Below are 18,008 nucleotides of genomic sequence, written 5' to 3'. Positions count from 1 at the left end.
GGAGAGGAGAGGAGAGGAGAGGAGAGGAGATTTCTATGTTACTCAGCGAGTCTGGCTTGTCGCCACGATTCGAGATCGGGCGTCTGATTGAACGTGTACAGATGGAGGCCCTGGATGTTGTACGTCTCGTCGCCGACGTACGGGGCGAGTCCCTCGACCAACGCATCCGGTTTGTACCGACCGCGCGATCCGATGAACTGTTTGATGAAACCCACGATACCGGTGGTCTTCCGCAGGAACTTCACCGAATCGCCGACGCCGACTTTGCGCGAGATGCCCAGTAGCTTCTCGTATTTCATCACGCCGGGGATCCCCACCTCGACGGGGAGGTCGATCCCGCGCTCACGGACCGCTTCGATCCATTCGAGGATCGTGTCGGGGTCGTAACACAACTGCGTCACGATGTACGTCGCGTACGGCGCTTTCTTCTCCATCGCCGCTTCCAACTCCGCGTCGGAAATGAAGGCGTGCCCCTCGGGATAGCCGGTGATCCCGATGTCCTCGAACTCGTGATCGAGATCGTCCAAGGCGACGAGCAGGTCGTAGGCGGACTCGAACTCGCCGACCGGCTCCTCCTTGTCCCCGCCGGGGACGAAGATGTCCGTGACGCCGACGTCACGCAGTCGGGTGCAGAGTTCGTCGAGTTCCTCCGGTCCCTCGATGTAGCGCGCCGCCAGGTGCGGAATCACATCGTAGCCCGCTTCCGCGGCCGCCACGCACTTGTCGACCGTTCGCTCGATCCCCAACTGCGGCGACGTCGTGATCGCCACGCTCGCCCCCTCCGGCAGGTGGGATAACTCCTCTTCGAAGCTCTTGAACGGCATCAACTCGAACCGGACCGAGGTCAACAACTCTCTCACTCCGTCCGAACTTCCGTGCTGTGTGCCCACTGACATCGATACCGTTCAATAGTGAGGAATCCACTTCTGTCTATTGGCGACCAATCCCGATCAGGACCCGTCGGGAGCGGACTCGCGAATCCGCGCCGCGACGGCCTCTGCGGTGACACTCCGGTCGGGGTCGGAGGCCACGCGGCGCAACACCAGATCGAGGACGTTGAGTTGCCGGAGCAGCCGACGGGTCCGGTCGTGCTCTAACCCGAGCTCGCGCTGGACTTCGTGGACAGTCCTGGCGTCGACGACCGCGTCGACGACGTCGCGCAACGTCAGTCGGTCCGGGAGGCCGATGCCGTCGGTGACCAGTTGTTCGTCCGGGAGCGAGGAGATCGAACTGTCGATACCGATTCCGGTCGGTCCCGTTCCGTTCGATCGGTCCATCCGCTTCGGCCTCTCGGTCCGGTCAGCAGCGCTCTTTGCACCCGCCTCAGCCGATTCCTTCGAGGCGTCCGCTGCCGATGCCGCCGACGGCGTGTCGGCGCTCGCACCGTCGGAGCGGTCCGAAGAGTTCGTCTCGTAGGACGCGGGAGAGTGAACTCCCGCGTCGATCATATACCGGCGAACAGTCTCCGCGGAGACGTCCATCTCGATCCTCCGGCTCATCTCCTGGAACGTCTCCGAGGTGTCGTACAGGTGTTGGAGGTACGCCGTGTCGTCGTACGGCGGTACCGACTCGTCCCGAATCGAATCAAACGACTCCTCGGTCGGTTCCGAGACGCGTGTTTCAGATTCCGCAGAGGCGCGATCGGCAGCGGCCGCGGGCGATCGAGTGAAATCGTTCCGGTCGGTTGCCACCTGCTGGTCGGTACCCGTGTTGCGATCGGGAGTGGTTACGTTCGAGTCGATGCGAACCGAGAGCGTGACGAGCGCGTCGCCGTCGGAGAACCGAACGTCCGTCGCGCGAGTCGAAACCGAAGTCGAGTCGGGAAGTTCAGCGGAGAGGCCGTCGTCCGCTCCCTCCGGAAAGACCGGAACCTGAATCGAGATATCGAGCGCGCCGTCCGCGACCGACGCCGAGGCCTGTTGTTCGTTCGAACGGGTCTCAGCGGCCACTTCCAGTTCCGCGCAGATCGGGACCGCGATTTCGACCGTGGCACGCAGCGGGCCGTCGGCGTCGGCCCCGGCAGCCGCTTCGGCCCGACACACGCTTCGACCTCCGGAACCGAGGCGTTCGAGCACGCGGGAGAGCGCGTCGAACGAGGATTGCGGCTGCATCGCCATAGCACTGCTATCATCCAACACATTGTGATTGGTTAACGCTACGTGTGGAATGGTGAGGGCCTTCAAGAGTGAATTCGGGAAAAACCGCAGCACGGAGAATAACGCCGGGGGGTGGCGGATCAGGGCGTCGACGCGATACTCGCGACGCGCTCGCCGGTGACGACGACGCCACCGCGGGAGACGGAGTAGAGGACGCCAGCACCGCTCGCGGTCACCGTTTCCAATCGCTCGAAAGACGACGGATCGAACACCGCTCCGAGCGGTTCGTCAGCGTCGATCTCGTCGCCGACGCCGAGGTCGGAGCGGAGTTCGAACAGCCCCGAGGTCTCGGCGACGACCCGCGGAACGTCGTCCGCGAGGAGTTGCGGAGTCGCGCCCGTCTCGACCGGTTCGTCGACGACGTCGAGCTCGCGGAGGACGTTCCAGACGCCGTCAACGCCGGATTTCACCGCTGGGCGGGCGACCGTCCGACTGTTCGAGAGCTCCGCGGTGATCGCCGGGACGCCCGCCTGTGCGGCGGCGAGCCGGAACTTTCCGGTGAAATCGTCGCCGTGGATCGGGTCGTCGTCAGCCAAGAGATAATCGGTGCCGAACGCTTCGGCCAGCGCCCGGGCGACCTCGTCGCTCCGGCTGAACCGGACGTGTTCGAGCATTTGCGGCATCCCCGTGTGAAGGTCGACCGCCGCGTCGGCCGATTCGACGATCGGCCAGAGGTTCGCGACCAGCCGTTCCTGAAAGCTGCCGTCGGCGTCGCCCGGCCAGATCCGGTTGAAGTTCGAGTGAAACGCGTCGTAGGCCTCCGGCGTCAGATACGAGCGGTGGTCGAACGCGATCGGGTTCGTCACCGGAACGACGACGACCGCGCCCGCGATTTCGGCGTCGAGGAGTCGCTCGTGGACCCGACGGAGCGCCGCCGGGCCGTTGAGTTCGATGCCGTGCTGTGCGGCTTGGACGAACACCGTCGGCCCGTCGCCGCCCTCGTAGCGGTGGACGGTCACCGAGACGTCCCGACCGGAGGGGAAGTGCCCGAGCAGGCGATCGGACACCGCGTAGGTCACGGACTCGTATTCCATACGCGGAGGGGTGCGTCGGCGCGGTAAAAATCCCCGGTCGAGCGGTACGGAGTTCGGTCGGGATCAGCGGTCAGTTCAATCGCGGCGATACGCGTCGTCGAACTCCCGTTCCCGGCGCATCAGTTCCTCGACGCCGTGTTCGAGGATATCACGTCCCATCGCTGTCGGTCGGTAGTACGTGTAGAAGCCACGGCTGTCGGCGGTCCGTCGCTGTCGCTTGTCGACGAGTCCGGCGTCGACGAGTTCGTCGAGGTGGTAATGGAAGTTGTGTGCTTCGACGTCGACAGCGGCCTTGAGATCGGCGGCGCTCAGTTCGTCGTTGACGACGAGCGTTCGCAGGATGCGAAACCGCGTCTGGTGACTGATCGCCCGCTGCATCGCGAGGTATTCTTCGAGCGTCAGCCCGCTGTCGGCGGGAAGTGGCGGTTCCGGCTGTCGGATCTCGTTCGAGGGATGCCGGTCGGTTTCTGCCATCTGAACTGACTCAGTCAGAGGTAGTGTCCCGTACTACTTAGTTATTCTCGAGTAGAATATTCCTGAGATCACGGGTTTTTATATCATATACGGACAAATCGAACGGCAGGATGCGGAACCGAATCGTCGAGAATCTCCCACGTGCGGTCGGCGGCTCAGAAGCGCTGGCGCCACCACGGCGCGAGCGGTTTCTCGTCTATCTGATGGGGCCGTACCGGACGTTCGACGTCGACGCGCTACTTCCCGAGGACACCGACGCCGACCGTGATCTCCCGTCGTTTGCGACGTGGGATGGTACCAGCGGCGACTACGCCGAAGACGAGGTCTTGCGGCTGCTGCAAGAAACGCGAGACTGCCTCCGTGACCGCGGATTCAACGCCTTTCTCGCGATTGATGTCGGGATCGCGTTGGACGAAATGGACGCCGCAACGCAGAGTATCGCGTTCGCGCGGGCGAGCAACGCGGTCGTGTTCGTCGCTCCGCACGTAGGCGACAATCTCGGTGTCGGAATCGAAATCGGGAGCGTTCTCGAAGACCTGCTGTCGACTGAGGGAATGAGCGGACCGGCCGCGGAAGCGACGCCACCGGAGCGCACGCGACGGGTGATGGTCGCGGCCGAACCGTCGGTTCGGAGCGCGATGCTTGGATCGGTCAACGCACGGTGGGACGCCAGCGTGCGGACGTTCACCGACGCGGAAGACTGCTGTCGGCTGTCCGCACAGTTCTGCACCCACATTCAGAACGAAGAGCTCTACGGGACGCTGGATCGGTTACGGTAACCGCCGCCTTTTATCCGATGGCTCGATGAATCGGCGCGTATGAACCTGGAGACCACGACGTGGACCGACGCCGAGGCGTCGGAGGCGGCAGTGGCACTGCTGCCGGTCGGTAGCACCGAACAGCACGGTCCGCACGCCCCGCTCGGAACCGACACCCTCGACGCCGAGGCCGTCGCCGAGGCCGCCGCCGAGCGATATGTCGATCCCGTGGTCGTCGCACCCGCGATACCCGTCGGGATCGCCGAGGAGCACCGTCGCTTCTCCGGGACGCTGTGGACGACCGAATCGACGTTCCGCGCGTACGTCCGCGACGTCGTGGGGAGCCTCGCCGCTCACGGCTGGAACCGTGTCGTCGTCGTGAACGGCCACGGCGGCAACGTCGCGGCGCTAACGGAGGTCTGCGCACGAATCATCCGGCACGACGACGCCTACGCCGCGCCCTTCACGTGGTTCGACGAGGTGGGCGAACACAGCTCCGAGATGGGGCACGCCGGACCGCTGGAGACATCGCTACTGCGTCACACGAACCCCGAGACGGTCCACGAGGACCGCCTAGATGCGGCCGCTGAAGGCGGGAGCGACCGCTGGGGCGACTGGCAGGGTCGCGTCAACCTCGCCGTCGACTCCCACGAGTTCACCGAGAACGGCGTCGTCGGCGACCCTCGCGAGTCGAGTGCGGAACTCGGAGAGGAACTTCTGGACCGTTCGGCCGAGGCCCTCTGTGCGCTGCTCGACGAAGTCCGTGAACGCGACCCCGGACCGCGAGCCTGAACGGGGCTCGTTGTATCGATCGGCTGTCAGACTGTGGTTTCGGTGATAGTGCGGAAATCGCCCGCCGATTGGACACCATATTTGCTGGAGTCGAAGATCGCGTAACCACCAATAATACGGCCCAGAAACCGTCTTTTCGTCTATCCGGGATCTGGGCCACCGTGGTATTTAAGCCCGTGACACCGCGACCGTGAGACGAACACGAATGAGCAACCCGGAACTTCCGTCACAGGCGGAGACCGTCATCATCGGCGCTGGGGCAGTCGGCTGCAGCGTCGCCTACCACCTTCACGAACTGGGCGCAGAGGACGTCGTCGTCGTCGATCAGGGACCGCTACCGGTCACCGGCGGCTCGTCGGTGCACGCGCCGGGGATTATGTTCCAGACGTCCCCCTCGAAGCTCCAGACGAAGGCCGCCCACTACACGAGTCGGCTCCTCTCCGACGCGGGCGTGTACAACGAGGTCGGCGGCATCGAACTCGCCCGCAGCGAGGAGCGGATGGACTTCCTCGAGCGGCGCGTCGAGTGGGCGAAATCGTACGGCCTGCCCGACCCGCAGCTGCTCACGCCCGAGGAGGTCACGGAGCACCTCCCGCTCGTGAACGAGGACGAGATCCTCGGCGGGTACTACTCTCCCACCGACGGGCGCGTCGACGGCATCGCCGCGCTGCAGTGGTACATCGCGAACGCTGGGGCGGACTTCTTCGGCAACACGGAAGTGACGGACCTCGACGTCTCCGGCGGCGAAATCGGCGCCGTGGAGACCGACCGCGGGAGGATCGAATGCGAGCGCTGCGTCATCGCGACCAACAACTGGGGCTATCAGACGGCGCAGATGGCCGATCTCGACCTGCCGATCGCGCCGGTCGAGCACCAGTACGTCGTCACCGAACCGATGGAGGAACTCCGAGAGGCTGGCTCGAACGTCGGCCAGAACACCGCTGGCCTGCTCGTCCCCGGAGATCGGGATATCCAGGAGTATATGAGCGAGGCACCCCACCGGCCCGTCGGTCGCGACCAGGACAACTCGCTGTACTTCCGGACGCACGGCGACTCCCTCGGGCTGGGTTCGTACAACCACGAGACGCTCTCCGTCGACCCGGACGCGATGGGGAAGAACGACGACCGACAGGCGTCGGTGCGCGGCTTCACCCGCGAGCACTGGGAGCGGCCGACGCACCCCGATCGCGAGAAGTCGGCGAAGCAGGCGTTCGACGAGTTACTGCCCGCGACGAAGGGGAAAGAGTACGAGATGACCGAGAACGGCATCTTCGTCTTCACGCCCGACGGAATGCCCGCGGTCGGGCCGACCGCGCAGGTCGAAGGCCTCTGGAGCGCGCTGGCGATCTGGTGGACGCACTCCGGCGGCTACGGGAAGATCGTCGCCGAGTGGATGGAAAACGGCGTTCCGCGCCTCCCCTCCGGCCCCGTCGACACCGGCGGCGTCAACGTGCGCCGCTTCGAGCCGCACGCGGGCGAGAAAGAGTACTTCGTCGACAAGGGTGCGAAGCGCTACCAGCAGGTCTACAGTATCGTCGAACCGCGCTGGCAGCCCGACGAGCACCGCGGCCTCCGCACGAGCCCGTTCTATCACCAACAGACGGAACTCGGCGCGGAATTCTACCAATCCGGCGGCTGGGAGTCCGCGCAGTGGTACGAGTCGAACGAGGATCTCGTCGACGAGTACGAAGACGACATTCCCGAGCAGGACGGCTGGCGAGGGATCAACCGCTCGGCGATCGAGGGCGCAGAACACCTCCACACCCGCGAGGCGGTATCGATGTTCGATATGACGTCGTTCAGCAGCATCGTCGTCGAGGGGAGCGACGCGGGCGATTTCCTCCAGCGGATGTGCAGCAACGACGTCGACATCGACGTCGGGAAGGTGCGGTACTCGCTGCTCCTGAACGAGGGCGGCGGCATCCTCGCGGACGTCACGGTCATCCGCCTCGACGACGACCGGTATCTCGTGACCACCGGCGGCGGCAACTCGCCGGGGATCCACGGCGGCTGGCTGAAGGAGCACGCTCCCGAGACGGTCTCCGTCCACATCGAGGAGGGCGCGCGGAGCACGATCGGGCTGTGGGGGCCGAAGTCGCGGCTCCTCCTGCAACGCTGCACCGACGCCGACGTCTCGAACGACGGCTTGCCGTACTTCACGGCGAAGCGCCTCTACGTCGGCGAGGTGCCCGTAATCGCGCTTCGGGTCTCCTACGTGGGCGAACTCGGCTGGGAGCTGTGGGCGCCCACGGAGTACGGCCAACGCCTCTGGGAGACGCTCTGGGAGGCCGGACAGGACCTCGGCGTCCGACCGATGGGCGGCGGCGCGCTGGAATCGATGCGCCTCGAAAAGGGTTACCGACTCTGGGGCACCGACATTGATACCGATGCGAATCCCTACGAGGCGGGCCTCTCCTTCGCCGTCGACCTCGACACCGATTTCGTCGGGAGGGACGCGCTCGAAGCGGCGAAGGCCGAGGGGGTCGACGCCGAGATCACTCCGCTCACGCTCGACGACTCGACCGACGTCCTGCTGAGCGGTCGGCCGGTCCTCGTCGACGGCGAGGCGGAAGGGTACGTACAGGCCGCGGACTTCGGCTACAGCATCGGTGAGTCCATCGCCTACACGTACCTCCCGACCGAATACACCGATGCCGGAACCGACGTACAGGTGCAGTGCGAAGGCAAACTGTACGACGCGACCGTGCGTGACGAACCGCTGTTCGACCCCGGCCGCGAGAAGCTGATCCGGTGAGCGATCGGGGGCGCGACCAGACTTCAGATCCAAGCTATGACCGACACAGAATCCGAATCCGACGCCGACGCATTGCCCGTGCAGTACGTTGACATCGAACGCGCGCGCGAACGTCTCGACGACGAGACCGTCGTCAAGCAGACGCCGGTCGAGAAGAGCACGTCGATCGGCGCGCTCGTCGACGCGGAGGTGTACCTGAAGATGGAGCACCTCCAGTGGACGGGGTCGTTCAAGACACGCGGCGCGTACAACAAGATCAGTCAAGACGTGGCCGACGGCGTCAGCGAGTTCGTCGCCGCCAGCGCCGGAAACCACGCCCAAGGAGTCGCGCTCGCGGCGACGCGATGCGGTGCCCAGTCGACGATCTACATGCCCGAGGACGCCCCGCAGGCGAAGGTCGATGCGACGCGGAGCTACGGCGCGACCGTCGAGTTGGTCGGGAAGGATTTCCAGGAGACGATGTCGCACGCGCAGGCGGCCGTCGAGGAGAGCGACGCCGAGTTCGTCCACGCCTACGACGACCACGACATCATCGCCGGGCAGGGAACGCTCGGCACCGAAATGTACCACGACAATCCGGACGTCGACACGGTGATCGTTCCGATCGGCGGCGGCGGCCTGATCAGCGGCGTCTCGACCGCGCTGAAGCACCTCTCGCCGGAGACCCGCGTCGTCGGCGTGCAGGCCACCGGCGCGGAGACGGTCCACGAGAGCCTCGATAAGGGGATACCAGTCACCTTAGATGAAGTCGATACCATCGCCGACGGCATCGCCACCGGCGGGATTTCGGAGGCCACGCTCTCGATCATTCAGGCGAACGTCGACGAGGTCGTCACCGTCACGGACACCGAGATCGCGCAGGCGATCCTCTTCCTGATGGAGCGCGCAAAGCAGGTCGTCGAGGGGGCTGGCGCGGCGTCGGTCGCGGCGCTCCTCAGCGACGACCTCGACGTGGAGGGAGAAACGGTGATGCCGCTGCTCTGCGGCGGCAACCTGGATATGACACAGCTACAGACGGTCGTGGTCCACGCGCTGACCCAGCGGAAACAGCGGATCCGCCTGCGCGTCCGGATCGACGACCGGCCGGGGAAGATGCAGGAGCTCTCGGGGATCATCGCCGAGCAGGAGGCGAACATCCACGACGTGCGACACGACCGGTCGGTGGAGGACTTGGAAGTCGGCGAGGCGTACCTCGTGTTCGACGTCGAGACGAGCGGTGCGGAGCACGCCGACGCCATCATCGACGCGATCGAAGCCGCCGACTACAGCGTCGAGGACGTGACAAGGGCGAACGCGTAATTCAGTGAAAAAAGAACGCTGTTCGCGGTGAGGACCGTTTGAGTTATTCGGCGTGTCCGCGGGCTTCGAGTTCCTCGGCGATCGCTGGTGCGACCTCGTGGAGGTCCGCGATCACGGCGTAGTCGGCCTTCTGAATGATGGCCGCCTCAGGGTCGGTGTTGATCGCGAGGATGTTCTCCGCGCCCTTACAGCCGACCATGTGTTGGACGGCCCCGCTGATACCGCAGGGGATGTAGATTTCGGGCGCGATCTTCGCACCCGTCTGACCGATCTGGTCGTCGTGCGGCCGCCAGCCCTCGTTGACCGCCGCCCGCGAGGAGCCCAACGCGGCGTTCGGGACGCGTTCGACGAGTTCCTCCAGTTCGGAGAAGTCGCCGTCGGTGCCGCGGCCGCCGGAGACGACGACCCGAGCCTCGCCGAGCGGGACGCCCTCGACGTCGGACTCCTCGACCTCGGCGAGTCGCACCCGCAGGTCGCCGTCGTCGACATCGGGCGCGAACGCCTCGACGGCGGCCGCGCCGCCGTCGGTCTCGCTCGCCGAGACCTCGTTCGCGGCGACGGTGAGGACGTTCGTGTCGGCCGTGAGCTTCGAGTGCTCGATGAGCGTGCCGCCCCAGCGCTGGCGGGTGAGCTCGTAGGCGTCGCCGACCTCGACCGCGGTGACCTCCGCCGCCATCGTCACGTCGAGCTTCGCGGCGGCGTGCGCGAGCGTCTCCGCGCCCCGATCCGTCCCGGGCGCGATCACGGCCTCGGTGCCGAGTTCCTCGGCGCACTGGGCGACCGCGCGGCCGTACGCCTCCGGCGCGTAGTCCGCCAGCGCGTCGTCGTCGACGATCTGCAGCGTCTCGACGCCGTGTGCGCCGACTGCCTCGGCGATCGCTTCGGCATCGGAGCCGAAGGCGATCGCATCGAGCGATTCGCCGGACTGTTCGGCGACGTCGCGAGCGAGCGCGAGCGTCTGCAGTGAGACGTCGTCGACCTCGCCGTCCTCGTGTTCGACGAGCGTGAGTACCATCTCAGACCACCTCCAAGTCCTCTAGGACGTCGACGACGTCCGCGGCCGCCTCGGGACCCTCCCCGAGGACCTCCGCGGGACTGTCGTCGCTTTCCGGAACTTCGAGTTCGACCAGTTCGAGGTCTCCCTCGTGCGGTTCTGGCGTCCGCTCGGCGACGGAGGCCTTCCGCGCCTGCATCTTCGCGCGCATCGAGGGGTAGCGCGGTTCGTTCAATCCCTCTTTGACGGTGATGACGGCGGGCAGATCGATCTCGTAGACCTCCGAGCCGCCGGGGACCTCTCGCTTCGCGGTGGCGGTCCCATCGGCGACGTCGAGCTCTTTGATCCCGGTGATACAGGGGAGACCGAGCTCCTCGGCGACGCGGACGCCGACCTGGTGGTTCGCCGTGTCGGCCGATTCGTTCCCGAAGAGCAGGAGGTCGAAGTCGGTGCCGCTCTCTCCGACCGCGTCCGCGATGGCCTTCGACGTTCCGACTGGCCCCCACTCGTCGTCGCCGCCGTCGAGGAGGATGCCGTCGTCGGCACCCATCGCGATCGCCGAGCGGAGCTGTTCGGTCGCGTCGGCCTCGCCGAGCGTGAGCACGGTGACGTTGCCGCCGTGCTCCTCGACGAGTTGGACGCCCTCCTCGACCGCGCACTCCTCGTGCGGGCTGAACGTGAAGCCCAGCGAGGTGGTGTCGATGTCGAGCTTGTCGTCCGTGAGTGAGACCTTCGCGCCCGTTTCCGGCACGCGTTTGATTGCAGTGAGTATCTCCATAGTTGTGTGCCCTCCCGTCAGTACTCGTTTCGGAACAGGCGGTCGTTGTTCGGGTCGAAGACGCCGCCGTTACCGGCGACTTCGACCTCGACCGGGTACTGCTGGCCGAAGTACTCGACCTGCAACTGTTCGCCCTCCTCCGCATACTCCCGCGGGAGATAGGAGAGCAGGAGGTGCTTTCCGACAGAGGGGCCGGTTCCCGCCGAAGTGACATACGAGCGGCGGCCCTCCTCGTCGATGAGGACGTCACCGTTCTCGTCGAGCACGGGCTCGCCGCCGGTCATAAACCGCGGTTCGCCCCCGTCGGGCGCGTGATCCGTCACCGACAGCGTACACAGCGTGGCCGCGTTCTCCCCGTCGATGGCCGCCGCGTAGGCCTCCTTTCCGATGAAGTCCGCGTCTTTGACGCCGTGGAACGTCAGCCCGGCCTCCGCCGGGTTGTAGTCCATCTCGAGCTCTGCGCCCATCAAGCGGTAGCCCTTCTCCATTCGTCCCGTCTCCCCGTAGACGCCGGTGCCGACCGGGCGGATGTCGAACTCCTGTCCGGCCTCGTAAATGGTGTCCCAGAGGCGCTGGCCCCGGTCCATCGGCGCGTAGATCTCCCAGCCGAACTCGCCGACGTAGGAGATCCGCAGCGCCTTCGCGGTGACGCCGTTGATGGTGACGTCCTTCATCTCCGCGAAGTCGAACGAGTCGGCCGTCATCGGTTCCTCCGAGATGGAGTCCATCAGCGCCTCGGCCTTCGGGCCCCACACGCCCAGCGTGCAGAGCTCCGAGGAGCGGCCGATGAGTTCGGCGTCCCCTTCGAGGTGCTTGCCGAACCACGTGCGGTCCTGTCCGGCGTGTGCGCCGCCAGTGATGACGCGGTAGTGGTTCTTCCCGAGACGAGCGACCGTCAGGTCGGCGACGAACCCGGCGTTCGGCGCGAGGATCGGCGTGTACACCGCGTCGTCGACGGCGATATCCATCGAGGCGACGCAGAGCCGCTCCATATTCTCCTCGGCGTCGCTGCCGATGATATCGAAGATCCCGAACCCGGTGTCGCCGATCATCCCGACGTTGTTTCGCAGGTGCAGGTGCTCGCCGAGGACGATCGGCGACCACCAGCGGCTGTCCCACTCGTTCGGTCGGCGGAGGTCTTCGATCTGATCCTCGTACGTGTCGACGAGGTCGGCGTTCGACTCGAACCAGCGCGGGCGCTCCCAGCCGCCAGCCTCGAAGAACTCGGCGTCGAGGTCCTCCTGACGGTTGTAGAAGGCGCTCGTGCGGAGCGGTCGGGTGGACTGCCACTGCTCGCGCGGGTGGACGATCCCGTAGATCTTCTGATAGCCCTCGTGTGCCCGGCTCTTGACGAACTCCTGCGTCTCGCCGTACTCGTCGAAGCGGGCGACGTGGTCGTGGGCGACGATGTCGATGTCGGGATGGCCCTTCGTCATCCACTTCGAGACCTCCCGCGCGATCGCCGGTGCCTCCTTGATCCAAATCGCCGCGCAGGACCACAGCCCGTCGACCTCGGGGATCGGCCCCAGAAGCGGATGCCCGTCGGGCGTCACCGAGAGCAGGCCGTCGATCGAGTGACGGACTCCGGCGTCGGGGTCGTCGAGGACGTCCGGGATGATTTCCAGGGCGTGCTCCATAGACGGCTCGAAGGCGTCCTCGGTCAGCGGGGGCTGCGTCGGCGACAGCGGCGATTCCGCGATCGAGGGGACGTCGTCGACGTCCCAGAGGATCGGCCGGTGTTCGTAGGAACCGACCTCGATGTCGTTGCCGTGCTGGCGCTCGTACATCTGGGTGTCCATATCCCGGATGACGGGGTAGTTGATCTCGCCCTCGCCGTCCTCGAAGCGCTCGACGGGCCCGACGGAGACCATCTGGTGGACCGCGGGCGTGAGCGGGATGTCGACGCCAGCCATGTCAGCGATCTTCGGGCTCCACAGCCCCGCGGCGATGATGACCTCGTCGGCCTCGACGGTCCCCTTGTCGGTCTCGACCGCCTGGATCTCGCCGTCTTCGACGCGGAGATCCTCGACCATCGTGTTCGCTGCCGTGCTGAGAGCGCCCTTCTCTTGGGCTTGTTGGCGATAGAGCTCTCCGGCGCGAAGCGGGTCACACGTCCCCGCGCCCTTGCTGTAGAAGCCGCCTTTGATGATGTCGGTGTTGACGTACGGTACCAGCTCTTCGACCTCCTCCGGCGTCAGAAGCTCCGCGTCCTCGCCGAAGGACTTCGCGGAGACGACGCGGCGTTTGAGCTCCGCCATCCGCTCGTCCGTTCTGGCGACCTCGATCCCCCCGGAGTTCGTGAAGACCCCGAAGTCCCGGTAGATGTCCCGGCTGTCGGAGGTCAGCTTGGTCATATCCTTGCTGTGTTCGACCGGGAAGATGAAGTTCGAGGCGTGTCCGGTCGACCCCCCCGGATCCGAAAGCGGTCCCTTGTCGATCAGGAGGATGTCGTCACGACCGCGCTCCGCCAGCTCACCCGCGAGCGAACTGCCGACGATTCCGGCCCCGATAATTACTGTGCCTGCGTGCGATGGAAGTTCTTTCGTGCTCATCGATATCCAACCTCAGTTTTACGTTCCTGCATCTTGTTTCTTGGTGTCATACCGCACGGCCCCACACGTCTGTCTGCTGGTAGCACACCAACGCTATACGTGAGGTTCCTTTGTCGCTAACGATAATTAACTACACCCTCAATACTACACCTCATTTTATGCGACGCAGTTACTATCAGATGAGCGCGAACAGCAGAAACGGAACGACAAAAAGAAGCACGAACAGTCCGAGCAGTCCGAGGCCGTAACTGAGGGCGGTCGCGACGCCAGCGGTCCACGCCGGGTGGTCGAATCGAACGGGAAGGTTCATCCTGAACCGTCATTCGAACGCCCACCGTATAGAGTTGGTGACGGCGAGGGTGAGAAGCGGGGCGGTTCCACGAACTTTCAACCGACAGAGATGACAAGGTTCGCATCGGGGAGGGTCATCATCGAGACGTGAGCATAGAGCTGCCTGTTCGTTCGAATCGGGTCGGCTCCGTCCGGCGTCGCTAGAACGCGACGGGGAACGGTATCGGCCCCTCGCGACGGGTCAAACGTCCGGATTTCGACATCTCGTCCGAACGGTTTCGACACATCAATCGGACGGCCCCCAATCCAACACTGAGCGAAATCGCGGGACGTCGCACCCCCCGGTGGCCTTCGTGCCAAGATTTATGCCGAGATTGGCGAATTATCAATCGTTATGGCTGCCGAGGAAGCGGTTACGAGACCGACGTTCTGGGGGATCGGGCATCTCGGCGAGATCGTGTTCTACGTCCTCGCCGCCGTGACTATTCTGATATTCGCTTACGGCACGTACCGACGCGTCGATCGACTCACCGACGGACAGGAAGACTGGTTCGACAGGCTCGACGATCTCCCGCGGCGGATCGTCTCGTCCGCCCGAATCGTACTCTCGAATCGGAAGCTCTTCGATCGCGACACCGTGGGCGGCCTGATGCACGCGTTCATCCTCTGGGGCTTTCTCACGCTCCTCATCGGGACGACCATCCTCGCGATCGATATGGACATTTATCAGCCGCTTACCGGCCTCACGGGGGCCGAACAGTCCTTCTTCGTCGGCGACTTCTACCTCTCGTACTCGCTCGTGATGGACGCGATGGGACTGCTGTTCGTCGTCGGCGTCGGGGTCGCGCTCTACCGACGCTACGCCGCGCGGAAGTGGCGGCTCCACGGCAAACACACCAGCCTCGAAGACGACTTCTTCATCTGGGCGCTCTTTCTGCTCGGCGTCGGCGGCTACCTCACCGAAGGGCTCCGAATCCTCGGAACGGGCTTTCCCGACTTCGAGACGGTGAGTTTCGTCGGCTGGTTCGTCGCCGACGTGCTCGCGCTCGCCGGGATGACGCAGTTGACGGCCGAGGCGGTCTACCCCACCGTCTGGTGGTCCCACGCCCTGCTCGCGTTCGCCTTCATCGCCGCGATCCCCTTCGGCAAGCCGTTCCACATGCTCTCCTCGTACGCGAACATCGTGACCCGCGACGAGAAGGCGGGAGCACGGCTGCCCGGAATCCCCGCCGACCTCGACGCAGACACCGGCGCGGAGGAGATCACCGACTTCACGTGGAAGGAACTCCTCGATCAGGACGCCTGTACGAAATGCGGCCGCTGTTCCTCGGCGTGTCCGGCCGAATCGTCGGGGCGACCGCTCGATCCGCGCGACGTCATCCTCGATCTGAAGCAGTACCGCGACGCGCTCGACGCCGGGGAGACCGAGGCGGTCGACATCGTTGCCGACGGGGGCGAGAGCGTCGTCGACGCCGCGACGATGGAGTCCTGTATGGCCTGTATGGCCTGTATGGACGCCTGCCCGGTCGACATCGAGCACCTCAGCTCGTTCACGCGGATGAACCGCCAGCTGACGGACCAAGGGGACGTCGACTCGAACGTCCAGGACACCTTCGACAACATCATGGGGATGGGCAACACGTTCGGTGATCCGCCCGAGGAGCGCGCCGCGTGGGCCGAGGAGTTGGATTTCGAGGTCACGGACGCCCGCGAGGAGGACGTCGAGTACCTCTGGTACGTCGGGGACTACCCCAGCTACGACGAGCGGAACAAACGGGTCGCCCGCTCGGTCGCGAAGATCCTCGAACGCGCGGACGTCGAGTATGGCATCCTCTTCGAGGACGAGAAGTACGACGGCAACGACATTCGACGGCTCGGCGAGGAGTTCCTCTACGTCGACCTCGCGGGCTATCACGTCGAGCGGTTCGAAGAGGTCGACCCCGAGAAGATCATCTGCACCGATCCGCACTCGTACAACACGTTCAAAAACGAGTACCCCGAGATCGAGTACGCCGATTTCGCCGAGGAACCGCTGATGCAGTTCGAGTACGACGAGGCGTGGAACAGCGAGGGGGAAATCGACGTGCTCCACTGGACGCAGGCGGTCGAGGAGCTCGTCTCCGAGGGCAAACTGGCTCTCCGGGGCAATGAACTCGATTACACCGTGACCTACCACGATCCGTGCCATCTGGGCCGGTACAACGACGAGTACGAGGCCCCGCGGGAACTCATCAGAGCGACCGGGGCGACGCTCGCGGAGATGCCCCGCAACCGCAACGAGTCGTTCTGCTGCGGCGGCGGCGGCGGCGGCCTCTGGATGGACATCGACGAGGAATCGAAGCCGAGCGAGGAGCGGATGCGCGAGGCGCTCGAAGACACCGAGGCGGGCGGCGCCGTCGAAAAGTTCGTCGTGGCCTGTCCGATGTGCATGACGATGTACGAGGACGGGCGCAAGACCGGCGGCTACGAGGAAGACATCGAAATCGTGGACGTGGCCGAGCTCCTCGTCGAAGCCATCGAGAGCGGTCCGAGCGCGGAGGCGAGCGGCGGCGCGGCGGCGAGTCCGAGCGACTGAGACGGTCGGTCGGATCGCCTTCCCGGGGATCGCATCCCCGGCGACTGCGATCACCGAGGCGGGACGACAACTGACCGAGTGAATCGGATCGAGCCGACGGCGCACGGCACTGACCTGTGTCCCACAGACACAGGTCGGGCAGATGACCGAACGAGAACCAACCTGACGACGTTCGATGACCCGGTTCGTGCGGTTCGATTCGAATTTGTGTCGAATTTTGCGGAAAATTATTTGTCATCGGGTCGTGTCAGTGGAAGTGGTTCGGAGCGATGTACAACCAGATACTGATACCATACGACGGGAGCGACGAGGCGAAAAAGGGCGCAAAACACGGGATCGAACTCGCCGCCGCACTCGGTGCGGGGGTGCACGGACTCTATGTCATCGATCTACCGGGTACGCCGCGGGCACTCGCACTGCGAGACGACGAAGAGCAGATGCGCGAGGACTACCGCAACTACGGCGACGAGGTGCTAGGCGAGCTTTCGGAGTTGGCGTCCGAGCACGGCGTCGACTACACGACGGCGATGCGGACCGGAACGCCGAGCGAGGAGATCGTCGACTACGCCGAGGACGAGGGGATGGACGCCATCGTGATGGGATCGGCCTACCGCGGGAAGATCGGCGGGCTCCTCGGGGGGACGATGGACAAAGTCGTCAGAACCGCCACGGTGCCGGTGATCAGCCAGCGGATGCAGATGGACGATATCTGATAGAGGGTGTCGAGCGAGCTCATAGTTTTCTCGCGGGGTGAGACGCCGAGAGTCGATGAACGGTCGGGAGACTCCCTATCGGCGTGCGGGCGGGCCTACCGCGGAGCGTCCAACGCGGCGTGAGCGGGCTCACGATTCGAGCAACCTGGTCTCACGGAAGTAGATGACGAGACTCGCAGACAGGAACATCACACCGGCAACGGCGTAGTTGCCAGCCGCGAACGCGTACAGAGCGACTGCGAAGAGCACCACGACGAGCCCGGCCGCGGCGGTCGCGAGAACGTTCACCATACGTGACTGACGGCACGGGAATCAGTATAATTCTGTCGTCGGCAAGAGCGAACGACACGCACCACCGGGAGAAGTACCGCCAGTGGAATCAGTACTCGTGCTTGAACTCCCAGTGGTACCGACAGCCGTGACACGTCGCCCACTCCGGGATCTTGATCGTGTGGGGGTGTCGGTGGCCGTGTTCCATCTTCGATCCGCAGACCGGACAGCGGAAATACCGAAGTTCGAGGTCGGGGAACTCGTCGTAGCCGAACGTAGCGGTGCACCGCGCGCAGTCGATGTCGTCGTGCGGGCTCCGGTGACTGACGTCGCTCCCGCATCGTCCACACAGGACGATCGCAGGGGGTCTGGAGGCCCACCCGACGTCGCCGTCGATCGTCGTCGTGCCCGTTTCGGGACTCGACAGACGAAACCCCGAGTTCTCGGGATCGGCGCGGAGCGGGGCGGCGATCCGACCAGCGATCGAGCGGAGCCAATCAACCACAACACGTAAGCCGTCAATCACGTTGAGGAGTTAGGACCGTGTGTACCTTAATCTCACGGCGG

General features: G+C 65.0%; 16 protein-coding genes. 6 read left to right on the top strand and 10 right to left on the bottom strand.

The window, feature by feature from the left end:
• Positions 1-38 precede the first annotated feature (38 nt).
• The 4 genes from FJT57_RS11640 to FJT57_RS11625 all read right to left on the bottom strand — a co-directional run bounded on the left by FJT57_RS11640 (position 39) and on the right by FJT57_RS11625 (position 3,664).
• Entirely contained in the window at positions 39-896 is an 858-nt protein-coding gene (locus FJT57_RS11640) for a methylenetetrahydrofolate reductase (protein WP_144905408.1), read from the bottom strand.
• A 54-nt stretch (positions 897-950) separates the two neighbouring features.
• Positions 951-2,117 carry a hypothetical protein gene (locus FJT57_RS11635; RefSeq protein WP_144905406.1) on the bottom strand — a complete coding sequence of 389 codons (1,167 nt, stop codon included), beginning with the start codon at positions 2,115-2,117 and terminating at the stop codon, positions 951-953.
• 119 nt (positions 2,118-2,236) lie between these two features.
• Positions 2,237-3,190 (bottom strand): succinylglutamate desuccinylase/aspartoacylase family protein, encoded by a 954-nt coding sequence (locus tag FJT57_RS11630; RefSeq protein WP_144905404.1) that lies wholly within the window; start codon positions 3,188-3,190, stop codon positions 2,237-2,239.
• A 75-nt stretch (positions 3,191-3,265) separates the two neighbouring features.
• On the bottom strand, positions 3,266-3,664 hold the full coding sequence (locus FJT57_RS11625) for a winged helix-turn-helix domain-containing protein (protein ID WP_144905402.1): 399 nt from the start codon (positions 3,662-3,664) through the stop codon (positions 3,266-3,268).
• 110 nt (positions 3,665-3,774) lie between these two features.
• Between FJT57_RS11625 and FJT57_RS11620 the strand changes: the two genes are divergently transcribed.
• From FJT57_RS11620 to ilvA, 4 genes are all read left to right on the top strand, one after another.
• Positions 3,775-4,443, top strand: coding sequence for a DUF7509 family protein (locus FJT57_RS11620; RefSeq protein WP_144905400.1), 669 nt, complete (start codon positions 3,775-3,777; stop codon positions 4,441-4,443).
• 39 nt (positions 4,444-4,482) lie between these two features.
• The gene (locus tag FJT57_RS11615) at positions 4,483-5,214 is read left to right on the top strand and encodes a creatininase family protein (protein ID WP_144905398.1); all 732 of its coding nucleotides are present in this window, start codon (positions 4,483-4,485) and stop codon (positions 5,212-5,214) included.
• Between the two features lie 205 nt (positions 5,215-5,419).
• Positions 5,420-7,969: a GcvT family protein gene (locus FJT57_RS11610; protein ID WP_144905396.1), complete on the top strand. Its 2,550-nt coding sequence runs from the start codon at positions 5,420-5,422 to the stop codon at positions 7,967-7,969.
• A gap of 36 nt (positions 7,970-8,005) precedes the next feature.
• Entirely contained in the window at positions 8,006-9,268 is a 1,263-nt protein-coding gene (ilvA, locus tag FJT57_RS11605; protein WP_144905394.1) for a threonine ammonia-lyase, read from the top strand.
• A 43-nt stretch (positions 9,269-9,311) separates the two neighbouring features.
• Here the strand turns inward: ilvA and FJT57_RS11600 are convergent, their stop codons facing one another.
• The 4 genes from FJT57_RS11600 to FJT57_RS17200 form a co-directional block, all read right to left on the bottom strand.
• Positions 9,312-10,283 carry an electron transfer flavoprotein subunit alpha/FixB family protein gene (locus FJT57_RS11600; RefSeq protein ID WP_144905393.1) on the bottom strand — a complete coding sequence of 324 codons (972 nt, stop codon included), beginning with the start codon at positions 10,281-10,283 and terminating at the stop codon, positions 9,312-9,314.
• A gap of 1 nt (position 10,284) precedes the next feature.
• A complete protein-coding gene (locus FJT57_RS11595; RefSeq protein ID WP_144905391.1) occupies positions 10,285-11,040 on the bottom strand; it encodes an electron transfer flavoprotein subunit beta/FixA family protein in 756 nt (251 codons plus the stop codon).
• Positions 11,041-11,057: 17 nt separating this feature from the next.
• Entirely contained in the window at positions 11,058-13,592 is a 2,535-nt protein-coding gene (locus FJT57_RS11590) for a GcvT family protein (RefSeq protein ID WP_144905390.1), read from the bottom strand.
• A gap of 175 nt (positions 13,593-13,767) precedes the next feature.
• Positions 13,768-13,902 (bottom strand): hypothetical protein, encoded by a 135-nt coding sequence (locus FJT57_RS17200; protein ID WP_275264664.1) that lies wholly within the window; start codon positions 13,900-13,902, stop codon positions 13,768-13,770.
• A 375-nt stretch (positions 13,903-14,277) separates the two neighbouring features.
• On the opposite strand from FJT57_RS17200, the gene FJT57_RS11585 reads away from it, so the two are divergent.
• Positions 14,278-16,458: a (Fe-S)-binding protein gene (locus FJT57_RS11585; RefSeq protein WP_203229163.1), complete on the top strand. Its 2,181-nt coding sequence runs from the start codon at positions 14,278-14,280 to the stop codon at positions 16,456-16,458.
• A gap of 269 nt (positions 16,459-16,727) precedes the next feature.
• Positions 16,728-17,171: a universal stress protein gene (locus FJT57_RS11580; protein WP_144905385.1), complete on the top strand. Its 444-nt coding sequence runs from the start codon at positions 16,728-16,730 to the stop codon at positions 17,169-17,171.
• Between the two features lie 129 nt (positions 17,172-17,300).
• Here FJT57_RS11580 and FJT57_RS16695 read toward each other — a convergent pair whose 3' ends face one another.
• Together FJT57_RS16695 and FJT57_RS11575 are read right to left on the bottom strand one after the other, a co-directional pair.
• A complete protein-coding gene (locus FJT57_RS16695) occupies positions 17,301-17,462 on the bottom strand; it encodes a hypothetical protein (RefSeq protein WP_203229181.1) in 162 nt (53 codons plus the stop codon).
• Between the two features lie 88 nt (positions 17,463-17,550).
• Positions 17,551-17,946 (bottom strand): hypothetical protein, encoded by a 396-nt coding sequence (locus FJT57_RS11575; RefSeq protein WP_238993979.1) that lies wholly within the window; start codon positions 17,944-17,946, stop codon positions 17,551-17,553.
• Positions 17,947-18,008 lie beyond the last annotated feature (62 nt).

The sequence above is a fragment of the Halobellus captivus genome (genome assembly GCF_007655485.1).
Lineage (GTDB): Archaea > Halobacteriota > Halobacteria > Halobacteriales > Haloferacaceae > Haloquadratum > Haloquadratum captivum.
The sequence above is the reverse complement of the archived record's forward strand: the minus strand, read 5'-3'. Positions and strand labels throughout refer to the sequence as shown.

Excerpts from the sequence above, each read along its gene's own strand:
- FJT57_RS16695 (WP_203229181.1), bottom strand. The coding sequence starts at position 17,462 with ATGGTGAACGTTCTCGCGACCGCCGCGGCCGGGCTCGTCGTGGTGCTC.
- FJT57_RS11585 (WP_203229163.1), top strand. The coding sequence starts at position 14,278 with ATGGCTGCCGAGGAAGCGGTTACGAGACCGACGTTCTGGGGGATCGGG.
- FJT57_RS11580 (WP_144905385.1), top strand. The coding sequence starts at position 16,728 with ATGTACAACCAGATACTGATACCATACGACGGGAGCGACGAGGCGAAA.
- FJT57_RS11590 (WP_144905390.1), bottom strand. The coding sequence starts at position 13,592 with ATGAGCACGAAAGAACTTCCATCGCACGCAGGCACAGTAATTATCGGG.
- FJT57_RS11620 (WP_144905400.1), top strand. The coding sequence starts at position 3,775 with ATGCGGAACCGAATCGTCGAGAATCTCCCACGTGCGGTCGGCGGCTCA.
- FJT57_RS11600 (WP_144905393.1), bottom strand. The coding sequence starts at position 10,283 with ATGGTACTCACGCTCGTCGAACACGAGGACGGCGAGGTCGACGACGTC.
- FJT57_RS11610 (WP_144905396.1), top strand. The coding sequence starts at position 5,420 with ATGAGCAACCCGGAACTTCCGTCACAGGCGGAGACCGTCATCATCGGC.
- FJT57_RS11630 (WP_144905404.1), bottom strand. The coding sequence starts at position 3,190 with ATGGAATACGAGTCCGTGACCTACGCGGTGTCCGATCGCCTGCTCGGG.
- FJT57_RS11625 (WP_144905402.1), bottom strand. The coding sequence starts at position 3,664 with ATGGCAGAAACCGACCGGCATCCCTCGAACGAGATCCGACAGCCGGAA.
- FJT57_RS11640 (WP_144905408.1), bottom strand. The coding sequence starts at position 896 with ATGTCAGTGGGCACACAGCACGGAAGTTCGGACGGAGTGAGAGAGTTG.
- ilvA (WP_144905394.1), top strand. The coding sequence starts at position 8,006 with ATGACCGACACAGAATCCGAATCCGACGCCGACGCATTGCCCGTGCAG.
- FJT57_RS11595 (WP_144905391.1), bottom strand. The coding sequence starts at position 11,040 with ATGGAGATACTCACTGCAATCAAACGCGTGCCGGAAACGGGCGCGAAG.
- FJT57_RS11615 (WP_144905398.1), top strand. The coding sequence starts at position 4,483 with ATGAACCTGGAGACCACGACGTGGACCGACGCCGAGGCGTCGGAGGCG.
- FJT57_RS17200 (WP_275264664.1), bottom strand. The coding sequence starts at position 13,902 with ATGAACCTTCCCGTTCGATTCGACCACCCGGCGTGGACCGCTGGCGTC.
- FJT57_RS11635 (WP_144905406.1), bottom strand. The coding sequence starts at position 2,117 with ATGGCGATGCAGCCGCAATCCTCGTTCGACGCGCTCTCCCGCGTGCTC.